This window comes from Pseudarthrobacter sp. HLT1-7 (assembly GCF_059383435.1).
The window spans coordinates 68,771-86,934 of the sequence record NZ_JBWZCH010000014.1 but is presented as its reverse complement, the minus strand read 5'-3'; the positions used below and the strand labels follow the sequence as shown (position 1 = coordinate 86,934).

The window sequence follows — 18,164 nt, the reverse complement described above, 5'->3', positions numbered from 1 at the left end:
GTTTCGACAAGATTGGCGGCATGCCGGTAAACTCAACGTTGGATCCGGCTGCAGTCCGTGGCGGCTGGCTCCCGTTGTGTACGGGAAACCCCTTCTTCGGAGGAGGAATACCGGCGCGGCACTCCCGGCAGTGGGTTACTGACTCGGGCCTCACGGCACATCTCTAGGAGTTATCGTGGCACTTGAAGCCGCTGTAAAGACGTCCATCATCCAGGATTTCGCAACGTCCGAGGGCGACACCGGTTCGCCGGAGGTCCAGGTTGCGGTCCTGACTCAGCGGATCAAGGATCTCACTGAGCACATGAAGGTGCACAAGCACGATTACCACACCCAGCGCGGTCTGCTGGCCATGGTTGGTCGTCGCAAGCGCATGCTGACCTACCTCAAGAACACTGACATCACCCGCTACCGTGCGCTCATCGAGCGCCTCGGCCTGCGCCGCTAGTCAGCTTTAGGGGGCGGCCCCTTCCGTGACGGAAGGGGCCGCCTTCTTCAAACAAAACTCAACAGGAGGATCAACCGCATCACGCATTCGCGGTCCTCGGTAGTGACTCCCGGGAACGGCTTCAAGGAACGAAGCCCAGGCCCGTGGGTCTCGATCGATGACCGGGTGCAGTGCAGGCCAGCAGACAGATGCTGGACTGGGTTGATGCGGCTGGACTCCGTGAACCATGAAACGGAGGTGACTCTCTATGGAGGGTCCCGAAATCCAGTTCTCAGAAGCAGTCATTGACAATGGCCGCTTCGGCAAGCGTGTAATCCGCTTTGAAACCGGCCGTCTTGCCAAGCAGGCAGCCGGCGCATCGATGGTCTACCTCGACGAGGAGACCGCGCTGCTGTCCGCCACCACCGCCGGCAAACACCCGCGTGAAGGGTTCGACTTCTTCCCGCTGACCGTCGATGTCGAAGAGCGTATGTACGCCGCCGGCCGCATCCCGGGCTCATTCTTCCGACGTGAAGGCCGCCCGTCCACGGAAGCGATCCTCGCCTGCCGCCTGATGGACCGCCCGCTGCGTCCGGCCTTCGTCAAGGGCCTGCGCAACGAGGTCCAGATCGTGGTCACCGTGCTGTCCATCAACCCGGATGAGCTGTACGACGTCGTAGCGATCAACGCTTCCTCGATGTCCACCCAGCTCTCCGGTCTGCCGTTCTCCGGCCCGATCGGCGGCGTCCGCGTTGCCCTGATCGCCGACGAGCACGGTTCGCAGTGGGTCGCATTCCCGAAGCACTCCCAGCTCGAGAACGCCGTCTTCAACATGGTGGTTGCCGGCCGCGTCAAGAATGACGATGTCGCCATCATGATGGTTGAAGCCGAAGCCACGGACAACTCCTGGAACCTCATCAAGGAACAGGGCGCCACCGCCCCGACCGAAGAAGTTGTTTCGGAGGGCCTCGAGGCCGCCAAGCCGTTTATCAAGGCCCTTTGTGACGCACAGTCCGACCTGGCTGCCCGCGCCGCCAAGCCGACCGTTGAGTTCCCGGTCTTCCTGGACTACCAGGACGACGTCTACGCCGCCGTCGAGTCCGCTGCCGCCGAGAAGCTGGCCGCTGTCTTCCAGATTGCCGACAAGCAGGAACGCGACACGGCCTCCGACGCGCTCAAGGACGATGTCACCTCATCCTTGGCCGGTCAGTTCGAAGGCCGCGAGAAGGAGCTTTCCGCAGCTTTCCGCTCGGTCACCAAGCATGTTGTGCGCCAGCGCATCCTGACGGACCAGATCCGCATCGACGGCCGCGGCCTGACGGACATCCGCCAGCTCACCGCCGAGGTTGAGGTTCTGCCCCGCGTCCATGGCTCGGCCATCTTCGAGCGCGGCGAGACCCAGATCATGGGTGTCACCACGCTGAACATGCTCAAGATGGAACAGCAGATCGACTCGCTGTCTCCCGTGACGCGCAAGCGCTACATGCACAACTACAACTTCCCGCCGTACTCCACGGGCGAGACCGGCCGCGTCGGTTCGCCGAAGCGCCGCGAAATCGGCCACGGTGCCCTCGCAGAGCGCGCCATTATGCCGGTGCTGCCGTCCCGCGAGGAATTCCCGTACGCCATCCGCCAGGTGTCTGAGGCCCTCAGCTCCAACGGTTCGACGTCGATGGGTTCCGTCTGCGCCTCCACGCTGTCCCTGCTTAATGCAGGTGTGCCGCTGAAGGCAGCCGTTGCCGGTATCGCCATGGGCCTGGTTTCCGACCAGGTGGACGGCCAGACCCGCTACGCCGCCCTGACCGACATCCTCGGCGCCGAAGATGCCTTCGGTGACATGGACTTCAAGGTTGCCGGTACCTCCGAATTCGTCACGGCCATCCAGCTGGACACCAAGCTCGACGGCATCCCCGCCTCGGTCCTGGCAGCAGCCCTGAAGCAGGCCCGCGAGGCGCGCCTGCACATCCTGGACGTGCTGAACTCCGCGATCGACACACCTGACGAGCTCTCCGAGTTCGCGCCGCGCGTCATCGCGGTCAAGATCCCGATAGACAAGATCGGCGAGGTCATCGGCCCGAAGGGCAAGATGATCAACCAGATCCAGGAAGACACCGGAGCCGACATCTCGATCGAGGATGACGGCACGGTCTACATCGGCGCCACGAACGGCCCGTCTGCCGACGCAGCACGGTCCGCGATCAACGCCATCGCCAACCCGCAGATCCCGGAAATCGGCGAGCGCTACCTGGGCACGGTTGTCAAGACCACCACCTTCGGCGCCTTCGTTTCCCTGACTCCGGGCAAGGACGGCCTCCTGCACATCTCCGAGCTGCGCAAGATCGCCGGCGGCAAGCGCGTGGACAACGTCGATGACGTCGTCTCCGTCGGCCAGAAGATCCAGGTGGAAATCACCAAGATCGATGACCGCGGCAAGCTCTCCCTGTCTCCCGTTGTGGCTGACGGGGCAGACTCTGAGAACGCAGACGACGCTGAGGTCTCCCTGGAGCCCGCAGAGTAGTCTTTCCGACTCAAGCGGACGGGCCGGTGGATCATCCACCGGCCCCTCCGCCGTTAAGACCGGCCCCGCTGTTGAGACCGGCCCCGCCGCCGTTAAAGGTACGATTGCAGGCAGATTTCGCACGTTTTTTACTGAAAGGCCTAGATGACTGTCGTCCCCCTGCCGCTTGAGCAGAACCAGCACACTGACACCCTGATCCACGGCGCCGACGGCGGTTCCGAGGTGCGCCGCTCGGTCCTGCCGGGCGGCGTCCGCGTCCTGACCGAAGCGATGCCGGGCCAGCGCTCGGCCACCATCGGCTTCTGGGTGGCCGTCGGCTCCCGCGACGAGGCTCCCGGCCAGCACGGTTCCACCCACTTCCTGGAGCACCTGTTGTTCAAGGGCACCAAGCGCCGCACTGCGCTGGAGATCGCCTCGGCCTTCGACGAGGTGGGTGGGGAGTCCAATGCGGCCACCGCCAAGGAAAGCACCTGCTACTTCGCCCGGGTACTGGACACCGACCTGCCGATGGCCATCGACGTCATTGCGGACATGATCACCGGGGCCGTGCTGGACCCGCGGGAGATGGAGCAGGAGCGCGACGTCATCCTCGAGGAAATCGCGATGGACAGCGACGATCCCACCGATGTAGCCCACGAGCACTTCGTCGCCGCGGTCCTCGGCACCCACCCGCTCGGCCGGCCGATCGGCGGCACCCCGGACGCCATCCGCGCCGTCGCCCGCGACTCGGTCTGGGACCACTACCGCCGCTATTACCGGCCCGACGAGCTGGTCATCACCGCCGCAGGCGGGCTGGACCACGACGTCGTCTGCGGGCTTGTGGTGGATGCCCTGCACTCAGCCGGCTGGACCCTGGAAGCGGACGCCACCCCGGTGCAGCGGCGTTCCACCGAGCGGGCGGACGTCACCGGAACTGCCGGGCTGCACGTGGTCAAGCGTCCCGTGGAACAGGCCAACATCATCATGGGCTGCCCCACGATCGTCGCGACAGATGAGCGCCGCTTCGTCATGAGCGTGCTCAACGCCGTCCTCGGCGGGGGCATGTCCTCCCGGCTCTTCCAGGAAATCCGGGAGAAGCGTGGGCTCGTCTACTCGACCTACTCTTTTGCTTCCTCCTATGCCGACGCCGGCTACTTCGGCATGTACGCCGGCTGCACGCCGTCGAAGGTCCGCCAGGTCCTGGAACTCCTCGGCGCCGAGCTGGACCACCTGGCCGGGGGCGGCATCTCCGATGAGGAGCTCCGCAAGGCCGTCGGGCAGCTCTGCGGCGGGATCGTGCTGGCCCTCGAGGACACCGGATCCCGGATGTCCCGGCTGGGCCGGGCCGAGCTGGTCTCCGGCGAGTATCAGGACATCGACGAGACGCTGCGCCAGATCAAGGCCGTGACCGCGGCCGAGGTCCAGGAGCTGGCCCGCGAACTCGCGGCCGCCCCGCGGACCGTCACCGTGGTGGGCCCTTTCGAAGAAACCGAGACCTTCGGCCTCTGAGCCGGGCCTCCGCCAGACCAGCACGTGGCTCCGCCGGACCGGCGGGGGCGGCGCACCTGGACACGGCAGGTAGTAGACACTGCCGTCGGCGCCGCGTGATGATGGGGACGGGCTCACTCGGGAGAAACTCCACTTGGGAGGAACAGATGGACCGGCCGCCGCCTGGCAGCGCACACGGGGCGCTTGAGGCCTTTCTGGGGTACTGGGCCGGAACCACACAGTGGGAGGCGACGCCCTGGGGGCCGGCGCGTGTTGCCGCCGTCGAACTGACCTTCGCCCGCGCAGCCGCCGGGCTGGCCGTAACCCACAGTTACCGGCACACGGAGGCTGACGGTGCCCGCTCCGAGGGGCACGGTGTCTTCACCCCGGACCCCGGCCGCCCGGACACCTTCTTTTACCACGTCAACAGCAGGGGCCTGCCCCCGGAGGCGGCCGCGCGCGCCAGCTGGCGCGATGGCACCCTCACCATGGAGCGGCGCAGCGACCGCGGCACCGCGCGGCACACCTTCCGGGTGGACGACGACGTGCTGACGCACAGCGCCGGACTCCGGCTGGGGTCCGCGAGCGAATTCACACCTTTTATGACCTCGGTCTGCCGGCGAGTGGCCGGGAACACCGCCGTCCGCGCGTGAGCAGTGCCGCGCGCCTGTGGTGGGGTTGCGCTATCACTCCCGGGCCTTTAGACCCCGGGTTGGCCGCCGCAAGTGATAGCGCAAGCGGTGCCTAACCGCCGGCGAACGGCGGCAGCACGTCGACGACGTCGTCCGGCTTCAGCACCGCCGAACGGTTCCGCACGGCCACCTCATTGAGCAGGAAGCTGCTCCGGGACAGGAGTCGGGCCAGCGGCGGGGTCCCAGCCGGCGGTTCCGGGCGTTCGACGGCGAGGACCGCCGCCAGCAGCGAGGCAATCGTGTCGCCGTCGGCAAGGTCAAAGCGTTCCTCGTCCACACCGGCGGCGGCGCGCGCGGCAGCGAAGTAACGTACGTTCACGGGTGGTTCAGCCTCCAATGGCGCTCATGCTGCGGTCCGGCTGGACGAAGTCCGGAGCGTCCAGTCCGACGTGGTCCATACCGTGGGCCTTGGGCTTGATCCACATGGCATCCTGCCAGCGCTCGGCGAGTTGTTGGTCGCTGGCGCCCTCACGGAGCAGCCCCAGCAGGTCGACTTCCTCACGGGAGAACAGGCAGCTCATGATCTTGCCCTCGGCCGTGATGCGGGTGCGGCGGCAGTCCGAGCAGAACGGCTCGGTGACGGAGGCGATGATCCCCACGGTACCCAGAACCGGGCCGGTGGCCCCCGTGGCCCCGGTCGAGCCGGGCACCCGGGCCCGGACTTCGAAGCGTTCCGCCGGGGCGCCGTCGCGGTCCCGCGGGTCCGTGCCCAGTACGTAGTCCACGGAGAGCAGTTCGCGGATTTCCGCGGCGGTGATCATGTTCCGGCGGGTCCAGCCGTGGTCGGCGTCGAGCGGCATCTGCTCGATGAAGCGCAGCTCGTAGCCGCGGTCCAGTGCCCACGCCAGCAGGGCAGGGGATTCGACGTCGTTGATGCCGCGCATCAGCACGGCGTTGAGTTTCACGGGGCCCAGGCCGGCGGCCCAGGCGGCGTCCACGCCTGCCAGCACTTTGTTGAGGAAGGGGCGCCGGGTCAGCTTCGCGAAGGTTTCCTCGTGGAGTGAGTCCAGCGAGACGTTGATCCGGGAGAGTCCGGCGGCTTTCAGCCCGGCGGCCTTTTTGTCCAGGCCGACGGCGTTAGTGGTCATGGAGATCGGCAGATCCGGGTGGGCCTCGCGGAGCGCGGAAATAATGGCCAGCAGGTCGGCGCGGACCAGGGGTTCCCCGCCGGTCAGCCGCAGTTCGCGCACGCCCAGCATATTGACTCCGATCCGCACGATCCGGACGATTTCCGCCGCGGACATCACGGCCTGCTTGGAGAGCCATTCCAGGCCTTCGGCCGGCATGCAGTAGGTGCAGCGCAGATTGCATTTGTCCGTCAGTGACAGCCGCATGTCTGTGGCGCGGCGGCCATAGCGGTCCACCAGCCCGGGGGCCAGAGCGGCCGGACGTCCGGGCAGTTGCGGCCCGGACGTGCCCGCGCCGGGGCTGTCATCCGCACGGGGCTGGGGCATGCCAAGGTGAACACTCATAAAGTCAGGCTACGCCACCTCGGCCCCGGCATGCCGCCCGTTGAGTGACGGAATTCGGCTGGTTTGCGCCAGAGTGCCTTCGCGGTGCCCCGCACCGCCGGCGAACCTATGCTGGAGGGATGAAGACCTCGCAGAGCTCGTCGGACACAGCAGCTGACGCTACACAGCCGCCCCCACGGCCCGGGCGGCCGGACCCCGCCCGGCGCACGGATGGCCGGCAACGAAGCCGGTGGGCCGCGGCTTCCGGCGTCGTCGCCGTCGGCGCGGGCGTGGCCCTGGGCGAACTTGCCGCCGGGATCGTGAGCCCCTCCGTCTCGCCCGTGACTGCCGTGGGGGGCGCTGTGATTGACGCCGTCCCGCAGGCGGTCAAGGACTGGGCCATCGCCTTGTTCGGCACCGCTGACAAGATCGCGCTGTTGTGCGGCATGGCCCTGGTCATCACCGCGCTGGCGGCTGTGGCCGGAATAGTGGAGCGTCGCCGCCGCTTCGCCGGCGTTGCCATCATCGCCGTCTTCGGCGTGGTGGGTCTTGTGGCCGTGCTGGGCCGCACCGGACAGACCGCGAATGCGATCCCGGTCCCGCTGCTCGCAGCCGTGGCGGGTATGGTGCTGCTGCGCTGGCTGATCCGGCGGCGCCGGGAGTGGCAGGACAGCCCTGTCCCGCCAGGACCTGTCCCGCAGGAGCCCGCCTTGTCAGGACCCGCCCCGGAAGAGCCCGCCTTGTCAGGACCCGCCCCGGGAGAGCCCGCGGAACAGACTGCCCCGCAAGGAGCCGCTCAGTCAGAGCCCGTCCAGTCAGAGCCCGTCCAGTCAGTCCCCGCCCGGCGCCGCTTCCTGCAGACGCTCGGCGGGACGGCCGCCGTCGCCGCCGTTGCCGGCGTGCTCGCCACCACCCTGAGGGGAGCTGCCGCCGTCGTCGGTGAACTGCGCAGCAAGCTCGTGCTCCCCGTCCCAGCCTCGTCCGCGCCCCCGGTCCCGGCCGGCGCCGAGCTGCGGCTGGACGGCATCGGCCCGCTGGTCACCCCCAACAAAGACTTCTACCGGATCGACACCGCGCTGCGCGTCCCGGTGGTGGATCCGGGCCAGTGGACGCTGAAAGTTACCGGCCTGGTGGAGCGCGAGGTTGAACTGGACTTCGCGGCACTGCTGGCCAAACCCCTCATCGAACGGCACGTGACCATCGCCTGCGTCTCCAACGAGGTGGGCGGGGACCTGATCGGCAACGCCCGCTGGCTCGGTTGGCCGGTCCGCGAACTGCTGGCGCTGGCCGGGCCGAAAGCCGGGGCGGACATGGTCCTCTCCCGCAGCACGGACGGCTGGACCGCCGGCACGCCGCTCGAAGTGCTCACGGACAGCCGGGACGCGCTCCTGGCAGTCGGGATGAACGGTGAGCCGCTGCCGCTGGAGCACGGCTTCCCGGTCCGGCTCGTGGTGCCCGGCCTCTATGGCTACGTTTCGGCGACCAAATGGGTCACGGAGCTCAAGGTCACACGCTTCGCGGACGACGTTGGCTACTGGACCCCCCGGGGCTGGTCCGAGCTCGGCCCCATCAAGACTTCCTCCCGCATCGACGTGCCCCGGGACGGGCGCTCCGTTAGGTCCGGGAACGTGGCCTTCGGTGGCGTGGCCTGGGCGCAGCACACCGGGATCGGCAAGGTGGAGCTTCGGGTCAACCGCGGCGAATGGCAGGAGGCGGAGCTGGCCCCGGGGATCTCCAAGGACACCTGGTACCAATGGAAGCTGGCGCTGCCATTGACCCCGGGGCGTTACGAGGTCCAGGTCCGGGCCACGGACCTGGACGGCGCTGCGCAGGTGGAGGACCGGGCCCCCGTAGTGCCCAGCGGTGCCACCGGCCATCACACGGTTAGAGTTGAGGTGAAGTCCTAGCGAGCCACGCCACGGGGCTAAAGCCACGGGGCTAAACGAGGGGTCACCAACGCATGCACCGCACCCAGACACGGCACGCTACCTTGGAAGCGCACCGCGAAGCTGTCCGCCTGCTGCTGGCCCCGCTCCGCACACCGGACCGGATCGAACGGCTCCCGCTCCTCGCGGCCCTCGGCCGGGGACTGGCAGCGGACATCGTGGCTCCGCTGGACCTGCCGCCGTTCGCGAACTCCCAGATGGACGGCTTCGCGATCCGCAGCACGGACGTGCCCGACGGCGGAGCGGAGTTGCGCGTCGCCGCTCCCGTTCCCGCCGGCATCGCTCCGGCTGAGCTGGCCCCCGGCACCGCCGCGCCGATTATGACCGGCGCGATGATGCCGCCCGGAGCGGACGCCGTCGTCCCGATTGAACTGGCCGTGCCCGATTCGTTTCCCGTTCTCGGGGAGCCGGCCACGGTCCGCCTGCCTGCCGCTGAGGCAGGGCACTTTGTCCGGGACGCCGGCAGCGATATCCGCACCGGGGAGTTGGCTCTCGCCGCCGGGACGTTCCTCGGGCCCGGACAGCTGGGACTGCTCGCAGCCCTGGGATTCACGGAGGTGCCCGCCTACCGCGCCCTGCGGATCCTCCTGGTCACCACCGGGGATGAAGTGGTTGAACCCGGCAGCCCGCTGGGGCCCGGTAAGATCTACGATTCCAACGCGACCCTGCTCGAAACCTCCATGCGGCAGGCCGGACTCGAGGTGACCAGGACCGGGATCTCCACCGACCGCCCGGCGGAGCTCACCGGCCTGCTGCGCCGGCACAGGCCGGACGTTGACCTCATCGTCACCACCGGCGGCGTCAGCAAGGGCGCCTACGAGGTGGTCCGGCAGGCGATGGAGGGACACGACGTCGAGTTCCTCGGCGTCGCACTGCAGCCCGGCGGACCGCAGGGGATCGGAACGTTCGACGGCGTCCCCGTCCTCGGGTTCCCGGGGAACCCGGTCAGCTGCCTCGTCTCCTTCGAAATGTTCCTTCGCCCCGTGCTGGGCGCCCTGTTCGGCTCACCGGCACCGCGCCCGGCGGTCCGGGCGCGGCTGGCCGAAGCGCTGACGTCCCCGCCGGGCAAGCACCAGGTCCGGCGCGGCACGCTCCGGCCGGACGGTACGGTCAGGCTGGAAGGCGGCGCCGGCTCGCACCTGGTCAGCGCGCTGGCGCACTCCAATGCGCTGGTGCATGTGCCGGACGGAATTGCCGCGCTCGCCGAGGGCGCCGAGGTGGAAGTATGGATGCTGTGAACCAAACAGAAGATCCCGCAGCAAATACCGCCGGAACAGATACCGCCGGCACAGCAAGGCCCGTCCTGACGCATCTGCGCCAGGACGGCACTGCCCACATGGTGGATGTGTCCAACAAGGCCGAAAGCTCCCGCGAGGCCACGGCCACCGCCACGGTCCGCACCACGGCCGAGGTCCTGGTCCTCCTCGGCTCCGGGGACCTGCCCAAAGGCGACGCCCTCGCCGTCGCCCGCGTCGCCGGCATTATGGCCGCCAAGAAGACCCCCGAGCTCATCCCGCTGTGCCACCCGCTGCCGATCGCGAAGGTCACGGTCGACTTTGAGCTCGACGCCGACATGGTCACCGTGTTTGCCACGGTCAAAACCCGCGGCGTCACCGGCGTCGAAATGGAAGCTCTGACCGCCGCCTCGGTGGCCGCCCTCAGCGTGTACGACATGATCAAGGCCGTGGACAAACACGCGGTGCTTACCGACATCAAAGTGCTCGCCAAAAGCGGCGGCAAGAGCGGGGACTGGACACTATGAGCACGCCCGAACCACACCGTCACGGTGAAGCCACGGGGCGGAAGGCCGGCGTCGTCATCGCCTCCACCCGGGCCGCGGCCGGAATCTACGAGGACCTCACCGGGCCGGTCATCATCGACTGGCTCACGGAACACGGCTTCGAACCTTTTCCGGTGATGGTGGTCCCGGACGGGGCGGCCGTGGGCGCAGCCCTGCGCGCACTCCTGAGCCAGGCACCGGCCGTCATCATCACCAGCGGCGGCACCGGCCTCAGCCCCACCGACGCCACCCCGGAGCAGACCTTGCCCCTGTTGGACCGTGAGATCCCCGGCATCATGGAAGGCATCCGGAGCGCCGGGATAAGCAAGACCCCGATGGCCATGCTCAGCCGCGGCCACGCCGGCGCGGCCGGCCAGACCTTCATCGTCAACCTCCCCGGATCCCCGAAGGGCGTGATGGACGGCCTGAGCGTGCTGGATCCCGTTCTCGGGCACCTCTGCGACCAGCTGGAAGGCAGCCATGGCCACTGAACCAGCATTTGAACCAGCCTTTGAAGTGCTGCACGCGGTGCTCAGCGCCGATCCCCTCTCCGTGGACCAGGCGATCGCCGCCGTCGAATCGGACACCGCCGGTGCCGTGGTCAGCTTCAGCGGTGTGGTCCGGAACCACGATGGCGGCAGGCCGGTGGAGCGGCTCAGTTACAGCGCGCACCCGACGGCGCACCAGGTGATGGCCGACGTCGTCGCGTCCCTGGCGGCCGAACAGGCGGCCGCCGGCGAAGCAGCCGGAGCGCCCGGCGTAACCGGCGGGGCGCCCGGCGGAAGCCTGGTCGGACCGGTCCGGATCTGGGCGGCGCACCGGATCGGGATGCTCCGGATCGGGGACCCCGCGCTCGTCTGCGCGGTCTCGGCTCCGCACCGCGGCCAGGCCTTCGAGGTCTGCTCTGAGCTGGTGGACCGGATCAAGGCCGAGGTCCCTATCTGGAAGGAACAGTTCTTTGACGACGGCACGGTGGAGTGGGTGGGTGCAGGGGAGTAAACGCTCCGGCCCCAACGCGTGGCATCAGGGCCCAGCGGCGGGCCTGTCACGCACGGCCGCCGGTTCAAGGCGGCCCCGGCCCTGGCGGTAGGGTTGATGCCATGATCGAAGAACTCGCAGTCGCCGTACTGGGCGCGAACGGGCGCATGGGCGCCGAAGCGGTGAAGGCTGTCCAGGCCGCCGCGGACCTGTCGCTCGTCGCCGCCCTGGGCCGGAACGATCCCCTCGACATCCTGGTCGAATCCGGCGCGCAGATCGTGGTGGACCTCACCGTACCCGAGAGCACCGAAGCCAACGTCCGCTTCGCCGTCGAACACGGCATCCACGCCGTCGTCGGCACCACCGGCTGGGATGCTGAGATATTGGGCCGGCTCGAGGAACTCCTCGCCGGCCAGACCGGCGTGGGAGTCCTGATCGCGCCGAATTTCGCGCTCGGCTCGGTGCTGGCCTCCGCCTTCGCGGCAAAGGCTTCGCGCTACTTCGAATCGGTGGAAATCATTGAACTGCACCACCCGGACAAGGTGGACGCGCCTTCGGGAACGGCCGTGCGTACCGCCCAGCTGATCTCCGCCGAGCGCTCCGCCGCCGGCGTCGCGCCCGGCCCTGACGCCACCACAAGCGAACGCCCGGGAGCGCGCGGCTGCGAGGTCGACGGCGTCCGCGTCCACAGCGTCCGGCTCCGCGGCCTCGTTGCGCACCAGGAAGTTCTGCTCGGCGGTCGGGGGGAGCAACTGACCTTCCGGCACGACTCCTTCGACCGGGCCTCCTTTATGCCCGGCGTCCTGTTGGGCATCCGCAACGTGGCGGCGAACCCGGGCCTCACCGTGGGCCTCGACGGCTACCTGGACCTGGGGCTCTGAACGCCGTGGCCAATGTGCTGACCGCCCTGAAAGCAAACCGCACTAAGATCTGGGTGGGCGCCGTCACCCTGCTGCTGGTGTTCTATCTGGTGGTGTCCTTCCAGCGTTCGGTGCTGCTGATGGCGGACGAGAACCCGATGGCGAAGGCCATCGGCGTTGCCTACCTGGCCCTGCCCGTCATCGGTGCCTGGGCCCTGCTCCGGGAACTGCTGTTCGGCGTCCGGACCGAACAAATGGCCAAGGTCCTCGAAGCCGAGGGCGGGCTGCCGGAAGACAATCTGCCGCGCACCCCGGCCGGCCGGATCATCCGGGAGGCAGCCGACGCCGAGTTCGAGAAGTACCGCGTCGAGACCGAAGCGGCGCCGGAGAACTGGCGCTCCTGGTTCCGGCTCAGCTGCGCCTACGACGCCGCCGGCGACCGCAAGCGCGCCCGCGCCTCGATGCGCGACGCCGTCCGGCTGTTCCGCGCCGCACCGAAAGCCTGAGCAACCAGGGCCCATCGCCGACGCCGGGCCTGCGGCGCTCCCGGCTACTTGCGCTACCGGATCCGGGCGGGCCGGTACCGGCCGAGCCGGTCGGCGGCATGGGCCACCCATTCCAGCGGACCCCGCCAGGACAATGCCGCGAAGATCCCGCCGATCAGCACGACGGCGGCCGCCTGGACCCAGTAGAGGCCCTCCACCGTCCATCCGGATGGCAGCGGTTGGCCGTACAGGGACGCCATCACGCAGAGGTGGGCTGCGTAAAGACTCAGGGTCATGGCACCGGCGCCCCGCAGCGGAAGCAGCGCATCCAGCCTGGCGCCCTGGCTGAGCCGGCCCAGCAGCAGAAACACGCCGGCGGCGGCTGCCGCTACCCCCGAGGTGTGCAGCAGATCCAGCGTGGTGCCCGAGTGCGGGGCACTCGTGGCGAGCCACCAGGCGGAGCCTGACTGGTCGACACCCGCCAGATTGACCTCGAGAAGGCTCTTCAACGGGTACGAGGGATCGGTAAGTTGTGCCTGCAGGGCCGCACGGCCGCCCCAGTCCTCCATCATCACCGTACTGAGCCACTTGGCCAGGACCGCCACGGCGGTACCCGCCGCCAGCAGCAGGACCGGAACCGCCGCCGTCGTGAGTGCCAGCCTGCCAATGGCGAGCCCGATCAGTAGGTAGGCGATCCATTGGAAAACCGGGTAATAGCCGGTCAGGAAGAGGTCGCCGAGCAGGGCAGGCGGCGTAGCGAGGTCCTCCCACCTGGGGTTGTGGCCCAGTCGCAGCGGAGGCGTGGAGGAGAGGAGCCAGGGCCGGAGCAGGAAGGCGAGAGCGGGCGTGATCAGCACCCAGCCGGCAGCAAGGAAGAGCAGGCGTTTGACGTCGAATCCGAGGAACGGCAGAACGCAGAGGAACAGTACGGCGTAGTGGACCAGGATGATGGCGATGTTCACTTCGAGTCCGCCGATGGAGAGTCCGACGGCGCCGACCACGAGGGCCCGGAGCGCAATTCCCCGGCGAGCGGCCCACAATGCCGTGCCCTGCAGCGGCTGCTGCTTCCCGGTCGATAGCGCGAGACCGATCCCGGCGAGTACGGCGAACAGCGCCGAGGCCCGTCCGGAGAAAACGAGCCCGACCCAGGTGGGGGTGAGCTGCTCATCGGATTCGAAGGTTGGCAGTACATGCGTGGCCATCATGCCGAGCAGGGCCAGCCCGCGGGCGGCATCGATGCCGATCAGCCGGACACCGGCGGCCTTGCCCGCGGCGGTCCGGGACGTAGAAGCCAATCCGCGCTGGGTCATCGTCCGATCGTCTCATATCCGGTTGTGCCGAGGCTTTAGGCTGAAGCTCTAAACCGTAGGGCGCCAGGGAGGGGAGAGGCCCTTGCGTTCGAATATATGTTCGAATAACATGAGGTCATGGACAACGCACCGGAGCCCGCATTCCAGGACCGACTCTTCCAGGACCGACCATTCCAGGACCGGGCCTTTGAGGACGGCGCTTCTGAGGAGCGCAGCCCAGGGGAGGGTATGGCCGGGGTGCTCAAAGCCATGAGTCCCGGCGTGGTGGACTTCCTCTTCCGCCGGCTGGTCGCCGGTGAATCTGCGGAGGATGTCCACTGGCACCGCGAGGGGTCGGCACTCTCGGCCCAGACGCCCGGCGCCGAATTGGCCCGCCGACTTGCCGAGACCGACCTCGAAGCACTCACCCCCACCGAACTGTTCCACTATGTGCGCGCCGCTCAGCGTCTCTCCGCCTGGGCCGAATCCCTGCGTGAGAGCGCGGTCGGCCGGTACTGCGCCGCGCCGTCCGCCGCACCGTCCGCCAGGGCAGCCCCGGCAGCCCCGGCAGCGTGAGCTGCAGGGTGACCTTTGCCGGGGCCCGCCGTGCGGCCGGCGCAATGCCTAGGATGGCAGGGTGACCACAGCGCTGACGCTCTCCGCTATCCAGTACCGGGCCCTCGACGGCGGCATCGCCGCGAACGTGCCGGAGCACGTTCGCCTCATCGAGGATGCGGACGATCACGGCGCCCGGCTCGTGATTTTCCCGGAACTGTCCCTCACCGGCTATGAGCTGGAACTGCTCGCGGATCCGGAGCAGTGGGTGACCGCCGGGGATACGAGGCTGGACAGCCTGCTCGAAATCTGCCGACGGACCGGGATCACGGCCGTCATCGGAGCCCCGTTCAAGGAACCGGACGGCACGCCGCGGCTTGCTTCGCTCGCGGTGCACCCTTCCGGCGTGATCGAAGCCGGCTTCAAGATGCGGCTGCACGGGCCCGAGAATGAACTCTTCCTTGCCGGGAGGCGGGCTGCCGTACTGGACCTCGACGGCTGGAAAATCGCTCTGGCGATCTGCTTCGATGCCGCCGACCCCGCGCACGCCAGCGCCGCAGGGGACAACGGCGCGGACGTCTACGCGGTCTCGGCCCTTTACTCTGCCGGCGACGAGCGCCGGCTCGCCCTGCACCTCGGCGCGCGGGCCAGGGACAACCGGATGTTCACCGTGCTGGCAAACCTGGGCGGCATTACGCCGCTCGGTCCGTCGGCAGGACGGAGCGGCTTCTGGGGGCCGGACGGGCTCGCGATCCGCAAGGCCGCCGGGACCGGGACCGAGGTGCTGACCGCAACCTTGCAGCACGGCGTGCTTGAACACCAGCGTGCTTGAACACTGGGCTCAGGAGACGCTCGACGGCCGGGTTTGATCTTCGTCACGTCCGCTGCATTGTCATAACACGCCGGGGACAGGGTAACGTTTTTCATATGGCTGACTCTGACATTCGCTCCTACACGTTCGGAACCCTTGTGACCGCCATGGTCACGCCGTTCACTTCCGACGGGGAAGTCGACTATCAGCAGTCCGCAGAGCTGGCCAACAAGCTCGTCGACGACGGCAACGATGCCTTAGTTGTTTCCGGCACTACCGGGGAAACCTCCACGCTGGAGGACGACGAAAAGGAAAAGCTGTTCCGCGTCATCGTCGAGGCTGTCGGGGACCGCGCCAAAGTCATCGCCGGAACCGGCACCAACCACACCTCGCACTCGATCGAGATGGCCAAGCGGGCCGTCAAGGCCGGGGCCCACGGCCAATTGATCGTGACCCCTTACTACAACAAGCCGAGCCAGGCCGGCATCCAGGCCCACATCGAAGCCATCGCCGACGCTGCGGATCTTCCGGTGATGGTCTATGACATTCCCGGCCGGGCCGGCGTCCCGATCCTGCCGGAAACCATGATCCGGCTCGCGGACCACCCGAACATCATTGCGCTCAAAGACGCCAAAGCTGACTTTGCTGCCGTCACCCGCGTGCTCGCCAACACGGACCTCGACGTCTATTCCGGCGACGACGGACTGACCCTGCCGTGGATGGCAGCCGGCGCCGTCGGCCTCGTCAGCGTCACCGCCCACGTCGCGACCCGTCAATTCCGCGCCATGATCGATGCCGCACTTGCGGGCGACTTTGCTGCCGCCCGCACCATACATTTCGAACTGGACCCCGTGGTCCGTGCAGTGATGACCCATATCCAGGGTGCTGTTGCTGCGAAGCAAGTTCTTAAGTGGCAGGGAATCCTGCCCAACTCGGTTGTCCGTTTGCCCCTCGTGGAGCCGGGCGACGCCGAGATCGAAACCATCCACGAGGACTTGGCGGAAGCCGGAATGGTCTTTTCCTGATCGGGTATTGATCCTGATCGGCAAAGACCAGGCCGGATCCTGCCTGGAAAGTAGTGCATTATGACCCAAACCGCCCTTCCCGGCCTTGTCACGCCGCCGAAACTGCTCAAGGACACCCTGCGGATCGTTCCCCTGGGCGGCCTGGGCGAGATCGGCCGGAACATGACCGTCTTCGAGGTCGACGGCAAGCTGCTCATTGTCGATTGCGGTGTCCTCTTCCCGGAGGAAACCCAGCCCGGTGTCGACCTGATCCTGCCTGATTTCTCTTACATCAAGCACCGCCTCGCCGACATCGTCGCCGTCGTCCTGACCCACGGCCACGAGGACCACATCGGCGCGGTTCCGTACCTGCTGCGCCTGCGCGCCGACATCCCCCTGGTGGGCTCCCGGCTGACGCTGGCCCTCATCGAGGCGAAGCTGCAGGAGCACCGGATCAAGCCCGTCCTGCAGACTGTCACCGAGGGGCAGGTTGAAAAGTTCGGCCCCTTCGAATGCGAATTCGTAGCCGTCAACCACTCGATCCCCGATGCCCTCGCCGTGTTCATCCGCACAGCCGGCGGCTCCGTGCTGCACACCGGCGATTTCAAGATGGACCAGCTGCCGCTGGACGGACGCATCACGGACCTCCGCCACTTCGCCAAGCTGGGCGAAGAAGGCGTGGACCTGTTTATGTCGGACTCCACGAACGCCGACGTGCCGGGCTTCACTACCGCCGAGAAGGACATCGGGCCCACCCTGGACCGGCTCTTCGGCCAGGCCTCCAAGCGCCTGATCGTGGCCTCGTTCTCCTCGCACGTCCACCGCGTCCAGCAGGTCCTCGACGCTGCCGCCAACCACAACCGCAAAGTTGCCTTCGTCGGCCGCTCGATGGTCCGCAACATGGCGATCGCCGAGAAGCTCGGCTACCTCGATGTACCGGCCGGCATCCTGGTCGACATCAAGAACATCGACAACCTGCCGGACAACCGGGTGGTCCTGATGTCCACCGGTTCCCAGGGCGAGCCGATGGCGGCCCTGTCCCGCATGGCCAACGGCGACCACCGCGTTGTGGTCGGCCAGGGCGACACCGTTATCCTCGCCTCGAGCCTGATCCCGGGCAACGAGAACGCCGTCTTCCGCATCATCAACGGCCTGCTCAAGCTCGGCGCCGACGTCATCCACAAGGGCAATGCCAAGGTGCACGTCTCCGGCCACGCGGCCGCCGGCGAGCTGCTGTACTGCTACAACATCCTCGAGCCGCTCAACGCGATGCCGGTGCACGGTGAAACCCGCCACCTGATCGCCAACGGCAAGATCGCCCTGGATTCCGGCGTCCCCGAGGAGAGCATTCTCCTCGCGGACAACGGCACCGTGATCGACCTTCGTGACCACCAGGCCGACATCGTCGGCCAGGTCGAGGTGGGCTTCGTCTACGTCGATGGCTCCAGCGTTGGCGAAATCACCGACGCCGATCTGAAGGACCGCCAGACTCTCGGCGATGAAGGCTTCATCTCCATCATCACCGTGATCCACCGCGCCACCGGCAAGGTGGTCTCCGGTCCGGAGATCCACGCCCGCGGCGTGGCCGAGGACGACTCCGTCTTCGACGAGATCATCCCCAAGATCAATGCCGCGCTGGAGGAAGCCGTGCTCAACCGCTCGGACCACACCACGCACCAACTGCAGCAGGTTGTCCGCCGCGTCGTCGGCACCTGGGTCAACCGCAAGCTGCGCCGCAAGCCCCTCATCATCCCGGTGGTCCTGGAGGCCTAAGCGTCCCAGCCACTTACAGCACGACGGCGGCCCTCCCGGCCTGCCCGCAGCCTTCTGGTTGCGGCGGGCCGGGAGGGCCTCTTTTGTGCGCCCGTCCGGCGCAACATGATCCCCGCGCAGGCCCGAAAATC

The 18,164-nt window shown here is 67.8% G+C and carries 18 protein-coding genes; 15 read left to right on the top strand and 3 right to left on the bottom strand.

Features of this window, described 5'->3' with window-relative positions:
• The first annotated feature begins 175 nt into the window (after positions 1-175).
• The 4 genes from rpsO (at position 176) to AC50X6_RS13755 (ending at position 5,062) form a co-directional block, all read left to right on the top strand.
• Positions 176-445, top strand: a complete 270-nt coding sequence (gene rpsO, locus AC50X6_RS13770) for a 30S ribosomal protein S15 (RefSeq protein ID WP_069951170.1) — start codon at positions 176-178, stop codon at positions 443-445.
• A gap of 247 nt (positions 446-692) precedes the next feature.
• The gene (locus AC50X6_RS13765; protein WP_326966979.1) at positions 693-2,942 is read left to right on the top strand and encodes a polyribonucleotide nucleotidyltransferase; all 2,250 of its coding nucleotides are present in this window, start codon (positions 693-695) and stop codon (positions 2,940-2,942) included.
• A gap of 144 nt (positions 2,943-3,086) precedes the next feature.
• Positions 3,087-4,430, top strand: a complete 1,344-nt coding sequence (locus AC50X6_RS13760; RefSeq protein WP_494966766.1) for a M16 family metallopeptidase — start codon at positions 3,087-3,089, stop codon at positions 4,428-4,430.
• A 146-nt stretch (positions 4,431-4,576) separates the two neighbouring features.
• Complete coding sequence (locus tag AC50X6_RS13755) at positions 4,577-5,062, top strand: DUF1579 domain-containing protein (protein WP_494966765.1); 486 nt, start codon at positions 4,577-4,579, stop codon at positions 5,060-5,062.
• Positions 5,063-5,153: 91 nt separating this feature from the next.
• Here the strand turns inward: AC50X6_RS13755 and AC50X6_RS13750 are convergent, their stop codons facing one another.
• Entirely contained in the window at positions 5,154-5,420 is a 267-nt protein-coding gene (locus AC50X6_RS13750; protein WP_494966764.1) for a MoaD/ThiS family protein, read from the bottom strand.
• A gap of 7 nt (positions 5,421-5,427) precedes the next feature.
• Entirely contained in the window at positions 5,428-6,573 is a 1,146-nt protein-coding gene (gene moaA, locus AC50X6_RS13745; RefSeq protein ID WP_494966763.1) for a GTP 3',8-cyclase MoaA, read from the bottom strand.
• Between the two features lie 119 nt (positions 6,574-6,692).
• Here moaA and AC50X6_RS13740 point away from each other — a divergent pair, with 119 nt between their 5' ends.
• The 7 genes from AC50X6_RS13740 (at position 6,693) to AC50X6_RS13710 (ending at position 12,622) form a co-directional block, all read left to right on the top strand.
• Positions 6,693-8,459: a molybdopterin-dependent oxidoreductase gene (locus AC50X6_RS13740; protein ID WP_494966762.1), complete on the top strand. Its 1,767-nt coding sequence runs from the start codon at positions 6,693-6,695 to the stop codon at positions 8,457-8,459.
• A 53-nt stretch (positions 8,460-8,512) separates the two neighbouring features.
• A complete protein-coding gene (locus tag AC50X6_RS13735; RefSeq protein WP_494966761.1) occupies positions 8,513-9,736 on the top strand; it encodes a molybdopterin molybdotransferase MoeA in 1,224 nt (407 codons plus the stop codon).
• Entirely contained in the window at positions 9,724-10,260 is a 537-nt protein-coding gene (gene moaC / locus AC50X6_RS13730) for a cyclic pyranopterin monophosphate synthase MoaC (protein WP_494966760.1), read from the top strand. Before AC50X6_RS13735 ends, moaC begins: the two co-directional genes overlap by 13 nt.
• Positions 10,257-10,769, top strand: a complete 513-nt coding sequence (locus AC50X6_RS13725) for a MogA/MoaB family molybdenum cofactor biosynthesis protein (protein WP_494966759.1) — start codon at positions 10,257-10,259, stop codon at positions 10,767-10,769. The genes moaC and AC50X6_RS13725 overlap by 4 nt, the downstream gene beginning before the upstream one ends.
• A complete protein-coding gene (locus tag AC50X6_RS13720) occupies positions 10,759-11,277 on the top strand; it encodes a molybdenum cofactor biosynthesis protein MoaE (RefSeq protein ID WP_494966758.1) in 519 nt (172 codons plus the stop codon). Before AC50X6_RS13725 ends, AC50X6_RS13720 begins: the two co-directional genes overlap by 11 nt.
• A gap of 101 nt (positions 11,278-11,378) precedes the next feature.
• Positions 11,379-12,137: a 4-hydroxy-tetrahydrodipicolinate reductase gene (gene dapB / locus AC50X6_RS13715; protein ID WP_494966757.1), complete on the top strand. Its 759-nt coding sequence runs from the start codon at positions 11,379-11,381 to the stop codon at positions 12,135-12,137.
• A 5-nt stretch (positions 12,138-12,142) separates the two neighbouring features.
• Positions 12,143-12,622 carry a hypothetical protein gene (locus AC50X6_RS13710; protein WP_494966756.1) on the top strand — a complete coding sequence of 160 codons (480 nt, stop codon included), beginning with the start codon at positions 12,143-12,145 and terminating at the stop codon, positions 12,620-12,622.
• Positions 12,623-12,675: 53 nt separating this feature from the next.
• Here the strand turns inward: AC50X6_RS13710 and AC50X6_RS13705 are convergent, their stop codons facing one another.
• The gene (locus AC50X6_RS13705) at positions 12,676-13,911 is read right to left on the bottom strand and encodes a heparan-alpha-glucosaminide N-acetyltransferase domain-containing protein (protein ID WP_494966755.1); all 1,236 of its coding nucleotides are present in this window, start codon (positions 13,909-13,911) and stop codon (positions 12,676-12,678) included.
• A 117-nt stretch (positions 13,912-14,028) separates the two neighbouring features.
• Between AC50X6_RS13705 and AC50X6_RS13700 the strand changes: the two genes are divergently transcribed.
• The 4 genes from AC50X6_RS13700 to AC50X6_RS13685 all read left to right on the top strand — a co-directional run bounded on the left by AC50X6_RS13700 (position 14,029) and on the right by AC50X6_RS13685 (position 18,033).
• Positions 14,029-14,466 carry a hypothetical protein gene (locus AC50X6_RS13700; RefSeq protein WP_494966754.1) on the top strand — a complete coding sequence of 146 codons (438 nt, stop codon included), beginning with the start codon at positions 14,029-14,031 and terminating at the stop codon, positions 14,464-14,466.
• Positions 14,467-14,527: 61 nt separating this feature from the next.
• Complete coding sequence (locus AC50X6_RS13695) at positions 14,528-15,277, top strand: carbon-nitrogen hydrolase family protein (RefSeq protein WP_494966753.1); 750 nt, start codon at positions 14,528-14,530, stop codon at positions 15,275-15,277.
• A gap of 95 nt (positions 15,278-15,372) precedes the next feature.
• Positions 15,373-16,281 (top strand): 4-hydroxy-tetrahydrodipicolinate synthase, encoded by a 909-nt coding sequence (gene dapA, locus AC50X6_RS13690; protein WP_494966752.1) that lies wholly within the window; start codon positions 15,373-15,375, stop codon positions 16,279-16,281.
• A 60-nt stretch (positions 16,282-16,341) separates the two neighbouring features.
• Positions 16,342-18,033: a ribonuclease J gene (locus AC50X6_RS13685; RefSeq protein WP_494966751.1), complete on the top strand. Its 1,692-nt coding sequence runs from the start codon at positions 16,342-16,344 to the stop codon at positions 18,031-18,033.
• The last annotated feature ends 131 nt before the right edge of the window (positions 18,034-18,164 follow it).

What these genes read in the sequence shown, in the direction of transcription:
- AC50X6_RS13700 (WP_494966754.1), top strand. Translation starts at nt 14,029, where the DNA reads ATGGACAACGCACCGGAGCCCGCATTCCAGGACCGACTCTTCCAGGAC.
- AC50X6_RS13760 (WP_494966766.1), top strand. Translation starts at nt 3,087, where the DNA reads ATGACTGTCGTCCCCCTGCCGCTTGAGCAGAACCAGCACACTGACACC.
- AC50X6_RS13705 (WP_494966755.1), bottom strand. Translation starts at nt 13,911, where the DNA reads ATGACCCAGCGCGGATTGGCTTCTACGTCCCGGACCGCCGCGGGCAAG.
- dapB (WP_494966757.1), top strand. Translation starts at nt 11,379, where the DNA reads ATGATCGAAGAACTCGCAGTCGCCGTACTGGGCGCGAACGGGCGCATG.
- dapA (WP_494966752.1), top strand. Translation starts at nt 15,373, where the DNA reads ATGGCTGACTCTGACATTCGCTCCTACACGTTCGGAACCCTTGTGACC.
- AC50X6_RS13735 (WP_494966761.1), top strand. Translation starts at nt 8,513, where the DNA reads ATGCACCGCACCCAGACACGGCACGCTACCTTGGAAGCGCACCGCGAA.
- AC50X6_RS13740 (WP_494966762.1), top strand. Translation starts at nt 6,693, where the DNA reads ATGAAGACCTCGCAGAGCTCGTCGGACACAGCAGCTGACGCTACACAG.
- moaA (WP_494966763.1), bottom strand. Translation starts at nt 6,573, where the DNA reads ATGAGTGTTCACCTTGGCATGCCCCAGCCCCGTGCGGATGACAGCCCC.
- AC50X6_RS13685 (WP_494966751.1), top strand. Translation starts at nt 16,342, where the DNA reads ATGACCCAAACCGCCCTTCCCGGCCTTGTCACGCCGCCGAAACTGCTC.
- AC50X6_RS13755 (WP_494966765.1), top strand. Translation starts at nt 4,577, where the DNA reads ATGGACCGGCCGCCGCCTGGCAGCGCACACGGGGCGCTTGAGGCCTTT.
- AC50X6_RS13720 (WP_494966758.1), top strand. Translation starts at nt 10,759, where the DNA reads ATGGCCACTGAACCAGCATTTGAACCAGCCTTTGAAGTGCTGCACGCG.
- AC50X6_RS13765 (WP_326966979.1), top strand. Translation starts at nt 693, where the DNA reads ATGGAGGGTCCCGAAATCCAGTTCTCAGAAGCAGTCATTGACAATGGC.
- moaC (WP_494966760.1), top strand. Translation starts at nt 9,724, where the DNA reads ATGGATGCTGTGAACCAAACAGAAGATCCCGCAGCAAATACCGCCGGA.
- AC50X6_RS13725 (WP_494966759.1), top strand. Translation starts at nt 10,257, where the DNA reads ATGAGCACGCCCGAACCACACCGTCACGGTGAAGCCACGGGGCGGAAG.